13 protein-coding genes are annotated in these 13,346 nt (G+C 54.9%); 4 read left to right on the top strand and 9 right to left on the bottom strand.

Annotated elements, in window-relative coordinates; genetic code table 11:
- Positions 1-9: 9 nt before the first annotated feature.
- The 3 genes from JLG71_RS13625 to JLG71_RS13615 form a co-directional block, all read right to left on the bottom strand.
- Complete coding sequence (locus JLG71_RS13625) at positions 10-2,511, bottom strand: fimbria/pilus outer membrane usher protein (protein ID WP_106510668.1); 2,502 nt, start codon at positions 2,509-2,511, stop codon at positions 10-12.
- Between the two features lie 106 nt (positions 2,512-2,617).
- On the bottom strand, positions 2,618-3,151 hold the full coding sequence (locus JLG71_RS13620) for a fimbrial protein (protein ID WP_046877959.1): 534 nt from the start codon (positions 3,149-3,151) through the stop codon (positions 2,618-2,620).
- A 67-nt stretch (positions 3,152-3,218) separates the two neighbouring features.
- The gene (locus JLG71_RS13615) at positions 3,219-3,764 is read right to left on the bottom strand and encodes a fimbrial protein (RefSeq protein ID WP_025106302.1); all 546 of its coding nucleotides are present in this window, start codon (positions 3,762-3,764) and stop codon (positions 3,219-3,221) included.
- Positions 3,765-4,656: 892 nt separating this feature from the next.
- On the opposite strand from JLG71_RS13615, the gene JLG71_RS13610 reads away from it, so the two are divergent.
- Entirely contained in the window at positions 4,657-5,979 is a 1,323-nt protein-coding gene (locus JLG71_RS13610; protein WP_046877960.1) for an NAD(P)/FAD-dependent oxidoreductase, read from the top strand.
- 49 nt (positions 5,980-6,028) lie between these two features.
- On the opposite strand, the gene map is transcribed toward JLG71_RS13610, so the two are convergent.
- The 3 genes from map to JLG71_RS13595 form a co-directional block, all read right to left on the bottom strand.
- Positions 6,029-6,808, bottom strand: coding sequence for a type I methionyl aminopeptidase (gene map, locus JLG71_RS13605; protein WP_046877961.1), 780 nt, complete (start codon positions 6,806-6,808; stop codon positions 6,029-6,031).
- Positions 6,789-7,007, bottom strand: a complete 219-nt coding sequence (locus JLG71_RS13600) for a ParD-like family protein (RefSeq protein ID WP_004102160.1) — start codon at positions 7,005-7,007, stop codon at positions 6,789-6,791. The genes map and JLG71_RS13600 overlap by 20 nt, the downstream gene beginning before the upstream one ends.
- 113 nt (positions 7,008-7,120) lie before the next feature.
- A complete protein-coding gene (locus JLG71_RS13595; RefSeq protein WP_014229412.1) occupies positions 7,121-7,588 on the bottom strand; it encodes a winged helix-turn-helix transcriptional regulator in 468 nt (155 codons plus the stop codon).
- Positions 7,589-7,649: 61 nt separating this feature from the next.
- Here JLG71_RS13595 and JLG71_RS13590 point away from each other — a divergent pair, with 61 nt between their 5' ends.
- Complete coding sequence (locus JLG71_RS13590) at positions 7,650-7,880, top strand: tautomerase family protein (protein WP_014229413.1); 231 nt, start codon at positions 7,650-7,652, stop codon at positions 7,878-7,880.
- Positions 7,881-7,952: 72 nt separating this feature from the next.
- Here the strand turns inward: JLG71_RS13590 and JLG71_RS13585 are convergent, their stop codons facing one another.
- Complete coding sequence (locus JLG71_RS13585; RefSeq protein ID WP_148851934.1) at positions 7,953-8,831, bottom strand: LysR family transcriptional regulator; 879 nt, start codon at positions 8,829-8,831, stop codon at positions 7,953-7,955.
- 108 nt (positions 8,832-8,939) lie between these two features.
- Here JLG71_RS13585 and JLG71_RS13580 point away from each other — a divergent pair, with 108 nt between their 5' ends.
- Positions 8,940-10,247, top strand: coding sequence for a serine hydrolase domain-containing protein (locus tag JLG71_RS13580; protein ID WP_186006166.1), 1,308 nt, complete (start codon positions 8,940-8,942; stop codon positions 10,245-10,247).
- A gap of 119 nt (positions 10,248-10,366) precedes the next feature.
- On the opposite strand, the gene JLG71_RS13575 is transcribed toward JLG71_RS13580, so the two are convergent.
- A complete protein-coding gene (locus JLG71_RS13575; protein WP_049082562.1) occupies positions 10,367-11,035 on the bottom strand; it encodes a class I SAM-dependent methyltransferase in 669 nt (222 codons plus the stop codon).
- Between the two features lie 71 nt (positions 11,036-11,106).
- Complete coding sequence (locus tag JLG71_RS13570; protein WP_049082563.1) at positions 11,107-11,994, bottom strand: LysR family transcriptional regulator; 888 nt, start codon at positions 11,992-11,994, stop codon at positions 11,107-11,109.
- A 97-nt stretch (positions 11,995-12,091) separates the two neighbouring features.
- Between JLG71_RS13570 and JLG71_RS13565 the strand changes: the two genes are divergently transcribed.
- Complete coding sequence (locus tag JLG71_RS13565; RefSeq protein ID WP_025106295.1) at positions 12,092-13,147, top strand: SDR family oxidoreductase; 1,056 nt, start codon at positions 12,092-12,094, stop codon at positions 13,145-13,147.
- Positions 13,148-13,346: the final 199 nt, after the last annotated feature.

Here is a 13,346-nt window from a genome sequence, read left to right as displayed (position 1 = left end):
TTCACTTTCTCAGCCGCGAGTGACCGGCTTGCACGGCAGCAATAGCTGCTGTGCAGGGATAACCCGTGGCAGTACGACTTCACACTGAGCGGAACCACTCCAGTGCACGGTTAAGCGTTCATCCGGATTCACGCCGGTCAACCAGGCCAGTCCGCTGTCGCTGACCATCCCCAGTTCGCGATCTTTTGCGTTATGTACCGTGGCGCCGAATGGCGGATGGCGCCCATCTTCCTGGCTGAGGATGGCCACGACCTTAGAGCCTTTCAGCACATCAAAACGACGGAACCCGATGGCCCCTTCAGTCAGGGCGAGTTCAACAACCGGCGTTCCGCCAGACTCGACATCGTCTGGCAGACGATTAACGTCAATCTCAGCGCGGGTTCGATAGTAATTTGGCACCCCAGGGATTACCGCGATGCCAAAAGCATTGGTATGGCCCTGAAAGCCCACCGGAACACCGCTTACCCCATCAGTACTGACCATCAGACGAGTCCCACCCTGTACCCCACCAGGGTGCAGCGCCACGCCTTCAGCGGTCGCGGTCATACCGCCGCTGGCGGAAATACCAAACGAGGAGTACTGGCTTTGCGCCCAGTTAAAGTTGGTGGTGACATCCGCCATATTGCCCAGGTGCGAGTAGTACCCGCTCATCTGGCTGCGAGTTCCTTCCCCACCGCCGACGCTGTTGCCGGCGTTGATGCTGTAATAGTCGTTGTTATCCAGCCTTTGGCTCCAGCTGGCATTTTGTGTATAGCGGTCGCGGCTCATGCTGCCGTTATAGCCAACGGTTCCCGATCCAAACGGCATCGTCAGTGAGATATAGGCGCTGTCGTCCTTACGCCCGTTAAATTCACTGCGGGCGGCGTTGAGGGACAACGACAGATGCCGCCAGTCACCGAGGTCAAAATATTTATTCAGCGACACGCTGTAGCGATCGGTCGCCGGGCGGTTCCAGTAAGTCTGATGCGACCAGTTGATGTGCGTCGACAGGCGCAGGTCTGCGAAATTTTTGGTCGCCTGGAGGGTATAAAGCTCTTTGCTATTCCCGACGTAGCCTTCCCGATAGCGCATATCCAGATATTCACCCATGGTGAGATAGTTGCGCTCAGAAAAACGGTAGCCGGCAAACGTCACTTCACTGTTGATTTCATCAAAACGTTTGGAGTAGCTCAGGCGCCAGGATCGCCCTTGCCTGTTTTTATCATCCGGGAAACGCGCGCTGGCATGAGTCACGTCAGCAGAAAGTGTCCCGAAGGCGTTCATATCACGACCCGCCCCCACCGCCAGGCTGTTGTAGTCCTGGGAAAAAATGCCACCTCCGTACAGCGACCACGCGTTGGTAAGCCCCCACGAGAGCTCACCTGTGGCGAAGTATGGTCCCTGAGTGCTGTGGTTATAATCGCGCGGACGACCGGTGGTCATTTTATAACGCAGCTGGCCGGGGCGCGTCAGATAAGGAACCTGAGCCGTTTCAACCGAGAATGTCTGCACGGAGCCATCCTGCTCTTCAACGCGAACATCCAGACGTCCGGTCAGGGCGCTGTTGAGTTCCTGAATACGAAACGGGCCAGCGGCAACCGTCGTTTCATAGATGACTCGACCCTGTTGGCTGACCGTCACTTTGGCGTTGGTACGGGCAATGCCGGAGACTTCAGGCGCGTAGCCTCGAAGTTTAGGCGGCAGCTGGCTTTCATCGCTCGCCAGCGACAAACCGGTATAGCGCCAGGAGTCAAAGAGATCGGAAGAGAGATAATCCTCACCAACGGTGAGTTTCGACATCATTCCAGGTAACGCGCGATAGGCGTAGAAACGACTCCAGTCAAAATTACGTGAATTTTTATCCGCGCGTCCGGTCGTATTGTAATAGCTCCCCTGATAATCCCCCCTCAGGCGCCAGGCACCCAGGTTAACGCCTGTTGTACCGCTGATACTGGCACTCTGGCTCTGATTACCCTGACGAGGCCAGGTGACGTTGGTATTCAGGTTATAGTCAACCAACATCCCGGGGATGCCCTCTTCCCAGCGGGAAACAGGCAGCCACGAAGCATCCTGATATTCCAGCCAGGCCTGGGGGACCGCAATTTGCAGGGAAGATTCTGACAGATCGCCGCGCAGGACGACGCCTTCAAGAGCGGAAAAATCAGCGCAACGCCCCTCGTCGAGCCATTGAATCATGTTGAGCGCGTCATCCCGCAGACCGAGAAGTTCGACCTGCGCAGGCGTCAGACAGGTTTCTACAACCACCCCATCGTCACGGGTTCTTTCAATAAAAGAAATTTCCTGGTCAGAAATACCGTGCTCATTTAAACGCATGCTGAGCGTATAGGTTCCGGGCATAATATAACCGGCCCGGGAAAAGCGCGATAAGTCGATATTTTCCCGGTCTTCCGAGTCCAGAATATCAATATTAAATTCTACCGCCACTACCGGTGATGTAGAACCCAAAATGGCAATAGCAATGTAAATACCCAGACGTCGCAGGTAAAAAGCTGGTGGTCTGCTTTTTTTCATTTTTTAAAATCCGTTTATTGCCTGGTAGAATTCACCGGCGGGAAGCGTCAATCCCGGAAATAATTTAGATGAGAGGCTCATCTGTTTTTATCATTCATATTTCCCGCTACTGATAGGTCACCATGAAACGAATAATTCCGTACCAGTCGCCTTCTGACAACGTTTTTCCACCGCGCACTAACGATAATAAATAACGTAATTCATTATTTTCATTTTGGATCATGACGGCAGGCATCGGTATTCCATCACGCGCCACATCGCCAGCCTGATTGTGGATACGCAGTCCAAGCCCCTGCGCCTCGCCATTGACTTTAAAAATATCCGGGCGGAATATCTCCGTTTCGCCACTAAAGGTAATATTTACGCTTTGCCATAAACCGCCGCGACTCCGTTCCAGTGAGCAATTCACCAGCCGAACCGCAAAAGGTTTGATGACCGCTTTGCCTTCCTGATTAAGATCGCTATACGAGATCACGCCGAATGGAATCTCCTGCCAGATATCGTCGGTATGAATAGAACAGGCCGACTCCTGAATTTGACCATTCATTGTAACCAGGCCCCGCCCCTGGTCGGATGCCTGAGACAGCGGTGATATGCCTAATAACAAACTCAACATCAGAGAACGCGATATATTTACCATGACTGTGCTCCTGAATATCGGGCTGCAAATGCAGCCCGAATAAAGCTACATGAGAACAGGACTCACCTTATTCATAAGCCAGGGTAAAGTTGGTCACTGCTTCAAAATCACCCGGAGTGACGTTGGTTACGGTAGAGATTTTTTCGAGGTAAGCGCTGAAGTTTAGGGTATTGTCGCCAATGCCCAGGCCGCGACCGCTAGTAGGTACCAATAAAGTCACGGGTTGACCAGAACCATCTTCAATACGCACGCCGGCGCCAGCGGCCTGACCGGAAATAGCCAACATGGTCATATCTCCTGGGACATTACCGCCAGCAAAGGTCACTTTAACGGTGTTATACATCGGGTCGCCGTTTGAATCCTTCTCGAAGGAGCAGTTTTCCAGCTCGATGTCGAACGGACGAGGAGTGGAAATACCGCCGTTATCTAAATGAGTATTGGAAATCTGACCCAGTTCAATACGCTGATCGCCGTAACCATTTTTGATTGAGCATGGTGCATCAATAATGGAACCCCAGAAAGTCACCTTGCCGCTTCCCTGATCGGCCTGAGCTGCGAAAGAGGCGACACCCATAGTGAGAACAACAGCAGATGCAATTTTGCTAATTTTCATAATACATTCCGTTATATTAAAAGTTACTGGATAACCATCCTGAAAATAACATCAGAAGATAATAACGCATATTTATGCTGACAAAATACCGCTATATCCTCTTGAGTTATGTGTATTCCTGACAGCGAAATCATACTAACTTGAAAAAGCTTACAATTGAACATATGCATCTACCAAATGGGTAATTACGAGCTAATAATTTCATTAAAAAATAATTTGCAGGATAAAATCTCGCAAAAGCAGTTTAATACGACAATGTATGTAAAAATATTACCAATAATTTAAAAAAACATATGCACAACTTAAAAAAATTTCATCGACAGCATCACGCAATTAAAAAAACCATGTATTTCATACAATTGCAAAAGATCGATGTGCTTGTGAAATATTAGGACTCATCCGTAAGAAAATTCCTAATACATATTGTAGGAAGCGAAGTTTAAAAGCTGAAAAATCCTATGAAAGGGCAGGATTTCTTTATAGAGAGGAGCGCGGAGAGGCTATATTTTACCAGTTGGTCAAAATTCCCTCTGCGGAAGAAATAACCTTATAGAGATGTTAGTCATGCGATCATGATCCACAGCAATATCTTATGCGGTATCTTGCAGGGTTAGAGGAAAGGAATAACCAGGTAGCCGACTCGCTGCCGTAGTGAATCGTCAGGGTGATATCGCAGGCCAGAGAAAACCGCATACCCCTACAGCAAGAGGTGTTATTTTGCCTGTTCCTTGTTATTCTGCTGAATTGTTGTCCAGGTGATTATCATTCAGCGTGGTGATTTTTCAGACGCTGCCCTGGCGCTTGCCGACTCACACTCCAGACCAAAAACGCGGAGAGCGGCAACCCCATTCACACCTGCCCTGCAGGTGTTTTTTCCACAGGGAGATTAACCGTGAGATTTGCATCAGTGCCTTTCAATCAAAATCAGGTGGGATGGCCGCTTAATGAAGAAGATCTTTATCGACAGCCCTCGCTGAGCGGCGACATTAAAGCTGACTGGGTGATTATCGGCTCCGGCTATGCCGGCGTAAGCTTTGCCCGCAGGCTGGCCAGCCTCAATCCGCAGCTGAACATCGTGCTCATCGACGCCGAATGCGCCGCGACCAGCTCCTCGGCGCGAAATTCTGGCTTTATCATCGGCCTGCCGCACAATATCGGCAGCTCTACCGCCGAGCTGAAAAAAGCGCAGGATTACCGCGCCCTGCTCCAGGAGGGGATCCGCCTGCTCGATGAAACGGTGACCGAGCACCAGATTGCCTGCGAATGGGAAAACGTCGGGAAATACCACTGCCAGATAGATCCGTCCAGCGAAGCCATTATGCAGGAGTATGTGGATAACCTGCAGCTGATGCAGGAGCCTTACAGCCTGCTGGACGGCGAAGCGCTGTACCAGAAGCTGGGAACCCGCCTTTACAGCAAAGGAATTTACACCCCCGGCTGTATTCTGGTGAACCCGGCGAAACTGATTGCGGGCCTCGCGCGTCATCTGCCGGAAAACGTCACGGTTTACCATCAAACCCCGGCGCTGGCTATGCGTCAGGAAAACGGCGGCGTCAGGGTGACGACGCTGCAGGGCACGATCCGCGCCGACCAGGCGATGCTGGCGACCAACGCGCTCTCGCGCGAACTCTCGCCCACCGTGAGCCGCCAGGCGTCAATGGCGACCTACGCCAGCATTACCGCCCCGCTCACCCCTGAACAGCGCCAGCGTCTGCCGGCAATGGAAAGCTGGGGATTAACGCCGGTCAACGCGATCGCCGGCGCCACGCTACGCTATACCCACGATCATCGTTTTCTGGTCCGCCAGCATGTCGATCCGGCATTGCGGGGAGTGATTACCGCCGGACAGACCGCCAGCGCCGCGCGCCAGCATCTGGCGCTGTTCCACGCGGCCTATCCGCAGCTGCAGGATGTGCAGCTGGAGCGAACCTGGTCCGGGACCATCAGCGTCACCCGCAACGGCGCGCCGGTCTGGGGGCGTCTTGCGCCGCAGATCTGGACCGCCGGGGGCTGTAACGGCGCTGGCGTATCCAAACAGACTATCGCCGGGACGCTGCTTGCCGATCTGGCGATGGGCCAGGACAACCCGCTGATCGCCGCGATGCAGTCGCTCGGCCAGGCGAACGTTATGCCGCCTTCGCCATTCCTCGATATCGGGGTGGCGGGCGCATTATGGAAAGAGCGTTATGTGGGGCGCAAAGAGATGCCCGCGTAGTCGCTGTCTGACAGGTTTCACTGCCCGGGCGTGAAACCTGTTGTTTGGGCTACTCCGGGATCGCTTCCTCTTTACGCAGGGTCAGGACCTCGAATCCATCCGCGGTGACGGCGATGGTGTGCTCCCACTGCGCGGACAGTTTTTTATCGCGGGTGACCACCGTCCAGCCATCTTTTTTGGTTTTTATCCGGCTATCGCCCTGATTCACCATAGGTTCAATGGTAAACACCATCCCCTCCTTGAGCACGGCGCCGGTTCCGGGTATGCCGTAATGCAGCACCTGGGGATCTTCGTGCATCTCTCTGCCGACGCCGTGGCCGCAGTACTCCCTGACCACGCTGTAGCCGTTACCTTCGACATAAGTCTGGATCGCATGGCCGATATCGCCCAGCGTCGCGCCCGGCCTGACGACCTTGATCCCTTTCCACATCGCTTCGTAGGTTTTCTGCACCAGCCGACGGGCCAGCGGTGAAACCTCGCCAATCAGATACATTTTGCTGGAATCGGCAATCAGCCCCTCTTTTTCCAGCGTAATATCCACATTCACGATCATGCCGGATTTCAGATGCTCGCTCTCCTTTGGCATACCGTGACAAACCACTTCGTTGATCGACGTATTCAGCACGTAGGGGAAATCATACTGCCCTTTGCTGGCCGGGCGCGAATGCAGATCGTTGACGATAAAATCCTCCACCCGGTTGTTGATGGCCATGGTGGAGATACCGGGCTGAATAAAGGTATCCAGCATGTCGAAAACCGAGGCCAACAGCTCACCTGCGCGGCGCTGTCTGGCCAGCTCGTCTGCGGTCTTAATGGGAATTGATAGCATTGATCACCTCCAGCAAGCGGTCAGAGCCGGACTTGAGCATCATCAGCTTAATTTGCTGATGGTTAAGTTCGGGATAGAGCTCGCTCATCATACCCAGACGGATCCAGTACTCCGCCTGCGCGTTGACCGAACGCGACATCGCCTTGCTGGCGTCACGAATATCGTCGTGCAGCAGGTCGGAAATTTTTACAATGCCCATTTATACGTACCGTAACAATTTATATATGTTTCGTATATTACGCCTCCCCGCTCAAGCAGACAACGTTTGCCGTCAGAAAGCAGAAAACGGGGTTGCGGTTTTTGTCGCCCGCGCTACGGCTGGTTAAGGTTCAGAGCCACTATCTGGATGTTCCGAGGTTCAACAACGGTGCCTTTCGTCGTCACAAATGCATTGTGGACGACGTCCCCGCTCTCTTTATCCACCAGCGCAATATGCGGTTCATCATGCAGGATATTTTTATGCCCCCACGCCATCAGGGAAAACAGGATCGGCGCCAGGCTGCGGCTTTTTGGCGTAAGGATATACTCATAACGTTCGCGCACGCCTTCTTCCTGATAAGGCGTTTTGCTCAGTAAACCCAGTTCCGTCATTTTCTTTAACCGGTTTGCCAGCGTCTGCTTAGGCATTTTTGTATGCGAGCGGATCGTTTCAAAGCGCGTCACGCCGTAGAAAGCCTCTCTTAAAATCAACAAAACCCACCGATCTCCCAGGATTTCCGCTGCCGCAGAAAGCCCGCAAAGCTCCGGTAATAGGTAGGCAACTGAATTATTTTTTGACATGTCCGCTTTCGCTCTTTAATCTGAGTATGAATTTTAGACCTAGCTTATCAAGGAGAATACAATGCCCTTCGTCAATGTACAAACCATTAAAGGAATAATGAACCCGGAGCAAAAAAAAGAGCTTTTACGCCGCATGACCGATCTGATTGTCGAAATTGAAGGGAAAGGCGATCCCGAGTTCCGCCGTTCAGTCTGGGTTCGCATTGATGAGCATGAGCCGGAACAGTGGAGTCTGGGCGGCATACAGCCCACGGCTGAAGCGATCGCGGCAAAATTTTCGTCTGCTCAATAGCTCTGCAAGGTAGCGTATTTATCGATTTACGCCTCGCCCTGTCGCCGAAATGCCAGCAGCGAGGCCCGGCTTTCACCACAATGCCGGCAACAAGTCCAGCGTGTCAGCTACCAGCGCCCGCCTGTCGTTGCCTGGCTTCCAGATAGTGACCATCGTTTGGCCGATCCCCTGATTGCCAACTTCGGTGCGCAAGGTTGTGACGTTTTTCCAGCGCGCCGCATTCATGTGCGTCGGCAAGAATCCCCAGCCGCAGCCCTGTTCAAGCAGGCCACGCAGCATCTCCAGGTCGTTGGTGAAGATGGTATGTCCTGAAATTTGCAGACGGCGGGCCACGGGCTCGTCAGTATCCGGGTGCATAATCACCTGCGGCGCCAGCGAAAGTTCCAGCAGGGATAGCGGTTGTTTAGCGCCGGGAAAAAGCGCTTCGGCGGCGTAAAAATCCATCTCGATTGCCCCTAAGGCGCGCCACTCCATAGCGTCTCCCACGCTACGATGGCGCGCCTGGCAGATCCCCAGGTCGGCCTGCCCGCTCGCCAGCAGCTTTTCCGCCTCGTCGCGCGACGCGTTTATCAGACTCAGACGAACGTTGCGCTGGGCCATAGCGCTAATCAGCCCCTGCAGCAGCGTTCTGGGGGTAAAGGGATCGTAGACCAGGGTCATGTCCTGCGTGGCGCTGTTCGGCACCGCCCTGGCAAACGCTTCAAACGCTTTCACCTGGCGCATCAGCAGGTGCGCCTGCCGCTGCAGCTGCTCACCTTCCGGCGTCAGGCGCAGGCTTCGCCCTTCGCGCAGGAACAGCGCATACCCCAGGCCATCTTCGAGGAACTCAATTAAATCGCGCAGCGTCGTCCGGTCCTTGCCCAGCTGGCGCGCCGCTTTCGCCAGGCTTTTGCTCTCAACCACGGCGGTGAAGGCCTCCAGCTGGGCAAAAGAATATATCAGGCTCGGCATACGGCTCTCCATTCAGTTGTTGTGGGGGATTTTCCCCCATGATGCGTTTTTTATTATAGGCCGCGTTTTTTTAAGCTGAACACCTTCCTGAGCTGAACGAGTAAAAATATGAAAAGCAAAGTGTTTAACCCTGGCCTGCTGTCTGGCGTTGTTATCAGTCTCTGCAGCGTCCTGCTGGCGCCCGCCGCGCAGGCCGCCTGTACCGGCACCGAACTCAGCGTCTGTCCCGCCCCCTTTGATGCGCCGCTTCCGGATCCCCACAACATGCTCACCTGGAGCCAGACCGACCGGGTAATCGGCTTTCGTAACGACTACCGCAATTACGCGGGCGATGTGTTTCATCACGGTAATGCCGTGCCGTTGCAGGCCGCGGCGAAACGCTTAACCGACGCAAGCTATCGGGTGAACGGTCAAACCTGGAATCTGCAGGATTACCTGCGGCGCCAGAACGTCAGCGGCATGCTGGTGCTGAAAAATGGCAAAGTGGCCTGGAAATATCTGGCAGAAGGCAATACCGACACCACTCTCTGGACATCGCGCTCGGTGGGCAAAACCGTGGTTGCCACCCTGGTGGGCGTGGCGATTAAACAGGGCAAAATTCACTCGCTCGACGATCTCATCACCCAGTATGAACCCGACCTGAAAGGCACCGCCTGGGACGGTGTGACCCTGAAGCAGCTGATTAGCCACACCTCCGGGGTGGCGTGGAATGAGGACTACACTAATCCGCAATCGGACTTCGCCCGGCTTACCGAGTGTGAAGCCAGACCCGGCGCCTATGACTGCGTACGTCAGTTGGTGTCCGGCCTGCGCCGCGCGCATCCTGCCGGCGAGAACTGGTCTTACTCCTCCGGCGGCGCATGGCTGCTGGGGGATGTGCTGGAACGCGCCACCGGCATGACGCTGGCGGCATATCTGGAAAAAAGTATCTGGCAACCCTACGGTATGGCGAGCGACGGCGTGTGGCATGCCTACACAAAAGGTGAGCACGATGTGGGCGCGCACGGCTTTAACGCCACGTTAGAGGATTGGGGGCGCTTCGGTGAGTTCATTCTGCATAACGGCGTGCTGCCGAACGGCGAGCAGATCTTGCCGGAAAACTGGGTTGCCAAGTCATCACGCTGGACTCGGGCGGCAGGCTCGGTGTCCGCGGCGCATCCACACGGTATTTACGGCTACCAGTGGTGGAACAATGAAGTGCCGGCCAATGCGACCAACGTTGAACCTGCGCCGCAGGCATCCCTTCAACATTCGCTGTGGGCGCTGGGCATTTTTGGTCAGATGATAATGGTTAATCAGGCGGAAAATCTGGTCATCGTCCAGTGGTCGACCTGGCCGCAGGCTGAGCCCGCCTTCAGCGCCCAACCGCTGGAAGCCTCGCTGATGTTTAGCGCGATAGCGAAGGCACTGCATTAACCCCGTCGGTGCTGAGCGCCTGAATCAGGGGCCTGGCACCGTCGCCGGCGGCAGAACGTTCACGTTTACCCATAAGCTCCCCGTCCGCTCCAGGCCCGAGCGGACGGGAGGCGTGAAGGTTAATCGACTCTACATACCACGGTGGCATGATCCCACCATGCGTTCTCATTAATATTCACCTCAAGAACCGTAAATTGCTCCGCACGAATCTCGTCCAGCAGGGCCTGGAGCGGTCGCAACGTACGCCAGGGTTTGCCCTCTTTAAGTAAATGATGGCGGATAGGATCGTACGCGAGAATATCCTCGGCATGACGCGGGGTTCCGCACATGGAGCCGATCACCAGTCGTCCTCCGGGTTTCAGTAATCTTCTGACTTCGGCAAAGCAGAGGTGGCGGGCATCGTCAATCAGGCAATGCACACAGCTGCCATCAACAATGAGCTCAAACGTCGCATCCTGACACTGATGAATATGGCAGACATCTCCGACAAAAAAATTTGCCGGGAGACCCGCTTGCTGAAAACGATTTTGTGCCCATCGGATCGCGGTTTCGGACCAATCTATCCCCCACACCGAATAGCCTCGTTCCGCAAAATACTGCGCGGCCATCGCGCCATTCCCGCACCCCAGTTCAAGGACAGGCGCGCCGGGTTGGGGGAAATAGTGCTGTAAATGAAGCCAGCTAAAAACGCGCTCCTGCTGTTCTTTGGCCCGGAAATAACCTTCGCCAGCCCAGGCGATAGCGCCATTTGCCAGCAACTGCCGATACTCTTTTTCATAGCGGTTCATAATCAAGACGCCTTTGTCAGCAGCAACGCTCGTCACTTTACGCGCGGTAGAGGCAGGAGAAAAACCAACCGTCAGACACTCTCCGTCATCTCAGGCAGCAATTGTTCAATCACGTCGATAATACTTCTTACCCGCGGTGGGATAAAGCGGGCGTCAGGATAGACCGCATAGAGAACGCGATCGGGTAATCGCCAGGCGGGTAATACCGGTACCAGCCTGCCGGACTGCAAAGCGTGGGCCGCAAGGGGTAACTGCATGCCGCCGATACCGATGCCGGACTCTAACGCCTGCAGCAGCGCTTCGCTGGTGTTAGCCCGAAACACGGTATTGACTTTCATATCAACCGTTTTATCACCCGAGACCAGCCGCAGCGGCGCGTCCTGCGCGATGCCGCTGAACCGCACGTGCGGGTGGGCGGCCAGCTCGCTGACGGCATGCACCGTTTTAAAACCGGGGGCGGCAAAGAGCGCGGTTTCAATACGCGCCAGCACGCGCGCCGCACTCCCCGGCGGCGGTTCACTGCTCAACCGCAGCGCGACATCCACTCCTTCAGCAACCAGATCGGCAATGCGGTCATCAAGAGAAAGCGTCAGACGCAGCTCGGGGTGCATTTTCTGCAGCGCCAGCAGATGCGGCAAAAAGAGCTGCCCCAGGCCGCTCGGCAGCTGCACGTGCACCCGGCCTTGCCACTGGCGATCGGTTGGCTGTAAGCGCCTTTCCGCTTCATGCATCGCTTCCAGCAAAAGCTGCATATCGCGCCGGTAAATTTCTCCCTGCTCGGTCAGCGCCATCGCACGCGTGGTTCGGTGCAGCAACACCACCCCAAGCTCCTCCTCAAGCGCCGCGATCTGCTGACTGACGGCGGATTGTTTCATTCCGCACTGGCGGGCTGCCGCTGAAAAGGATCCCGCTTCTACCACGCGCAGGAAGGTGGCAATGGCGTTGAGCTTATTATTCATTTAATGATTCTGCTTATAAGTGCCATCAGTTTTACGGGATATGCGTGAAAAAAATAATATACCACACTGCCTCTGTCACCCACCCTGGAGAAGCAACGTGAATAAGATACCGCAACCCAAAATCGCCCTGGTCGCCGGCGCCAGCGGCATTATTGGCAGAGAACTGGTGAAAACGCTGTTACGCAATCGCTGGGAGGTTATCGGCCTCAGCCGCCATGCATCGTCCCACCCGGAAAACATTCCCTTCATTCACGTCGATTTACTGGATGCGCAGCACAGCGCGCAAAAACTGCATTCGCTCAACGGCGTCACCCACATTTTTTACAGCGCATGGGCCAACGCCGGGAACTGGGCGGAAATGGTTGAACCGAACGTCACCATGCTGCGCAACCTGGTCAGCAACATCGAGCAAACCGCACCGCTACGGACGGTAAGCCTGATGCAGGGATACAAAGTGTACGGCGCGCATCTTGGTCCGTTCAAAACCCCGGCGCGTGAAAGCGATCCCGGCGTACCCGGGGCCGAATTTAACGCCGCTCAGCTCACCTGGCTCAGCCATTTCCAGCGCGGAAAAACGTGGCGCTGGAACGCGATCAGGCCGGGCGTGGTCGGCAGTACGGTGCCCGGCAACGCCATGAATCTCGCACTCAGCATCGCGATCTATGCTTCGCTATGTAAAGCGCAGGATCTACCGCTGCGTTTCCCCGGTTCGGAAAAAACCTGGCACAGCATTGTCGATCACACGGACGCCGGGTTGCTGGCTGATGCCACGCTCTGGGCCGCGACCTCGCCAACGGCGCAAAACCAGGCGTTCAACGTCAATAACGGCGACATCTGGCGCTGGTGCGAGCTGTGGCCGCGCATCGCGAGCTGGTTTGAACTGGCATCCGCCCCGCCGGTCAGACTGTCATTTAACCAGCTGTTTGTGGATTACCGCTCGCACTGGCGCGAACTGGCCGGGCAGAGTCTGGTGGAAGCGGACATCTTAAGGCTCAGCGACGGTAAATTTGCTGATTTCGTCTTTGGCTGGAACTACGACATGTTTGGCGATGGCAGCAAACTGCGCCGGGCGGGCTTCACTGAAATGCAGGCCACCGACGATATGTTTTTCCGCCTGTTCGCTCAGCTGAGAGCCGCGCGCATTATCCCCTGATAACGCCTCCGCCAGACAGATATTCTGCCACTCTCAAAGAGCCATTAACGCCGCGCGATCAACCCACGCTTCTGTTTTTCGCGCGCGACTCGCGCTTCGCGCTCTGGCTCTCCCCGCTTTTTAATTAAATATAAAACGATAAAAGTTTATTGTAAAACGATAAACACCAGGATAATCTGCGCGCTCTTTCACCGACCAG

The sequence above is a fragment of the Klebsiella michiganensis genome (genome assembly GCF_015139575.1).
Taxonomy (GTDB): Bacteria; Pseudomonadota; Gammaproteobacteria; order Enterobacterales; family Enterobacteriaceae; genus Klebsiella; species Klebsiella michiganensis.
Note: the sequence above shows the minus strand (reverse complement) of the source record. Positions and strands in the feature narration are given on the sequence as shown.

Bases quoted from the DNA above. Each gene is read 5' to 3' on its own strand.
- JLG71_RS13595 (WP_014229412.1), bottom strand. From the start codon at position 7,588: ATGTCAAAAAATAATTCAGTTGCCTACCTATTACCGGAGCTTTGCGGG.
- JLG71_RS13585 (WP_148851934.1), bottom strand. From the start codon at position 8,831: ATGCCGAGCCTGATATATTCTTTTGCCCAGCTGGAGGCCTTCACCGCC.
- JLG71_RS13600 (WP_004102160.1), bottom strand. From the start codon at position 7,007: ATGGGCATTGTAAAAATTTCCGACCTGCTGCACGACGATATTCGTGAC.
- JLG71_RS13590 (WP_014229413.1), top strand. From the start codon at position 7,650: ATGCCCTTCGTCAATGTACAAACCATTAAAGGAATAATGAACCCGGAG.
- JLG71_RS13615 (WP_025106302.1), bottom strand. From the start codon at position 3,764: ATGAAAATTAGCAAAATTGCATCTGCTGTTGTTCTCACTATGGGTGTC.
- JLG71_RS13570 (WP_049082563.1), bottom strand. From the start codon at position 11,994: ATGAATAATAAGCTCAACGCCATTGCCACCTTCCTGCGCGTGGTAGAA.
- JLG71_RS13580 (WP_186006166.1), top strand. From the start codon at position 8,940: ATGAAAAGCAAAGTGTTTAACCCTGGCCTGCTGTCTGGCGTTGTTATC.
- JLG71_RS13625 (WP_106510668.1), bottom strand. From the start codon at position 2,511: ATGAAAAAAAGCAGACCACCAGCTTTTTACCTGCGACGTCTGGGTATT.
- JLG71_RS13620 (WP_046877959.1), bottom strand. From the start codon at position 3,151: ATGGTAAATATATCGCGTTCTCTGATGTTGAGTTTGTTATTAGGCATA.
- JLG71_RS13575 (WP_049082562.1), bottom strand. From the start codon at position 11,035: ATGAACCGCTATGAAAAAGAGTATCGGCAGTTGCTGGCAAATGGCGCT.
- map (WP_046877961.1), bottom strand. From the start codon at position 6,808: ATGCTATCAATTCCCATTAAGACCGCAGACGAGCTGGCCAGACAGCGC.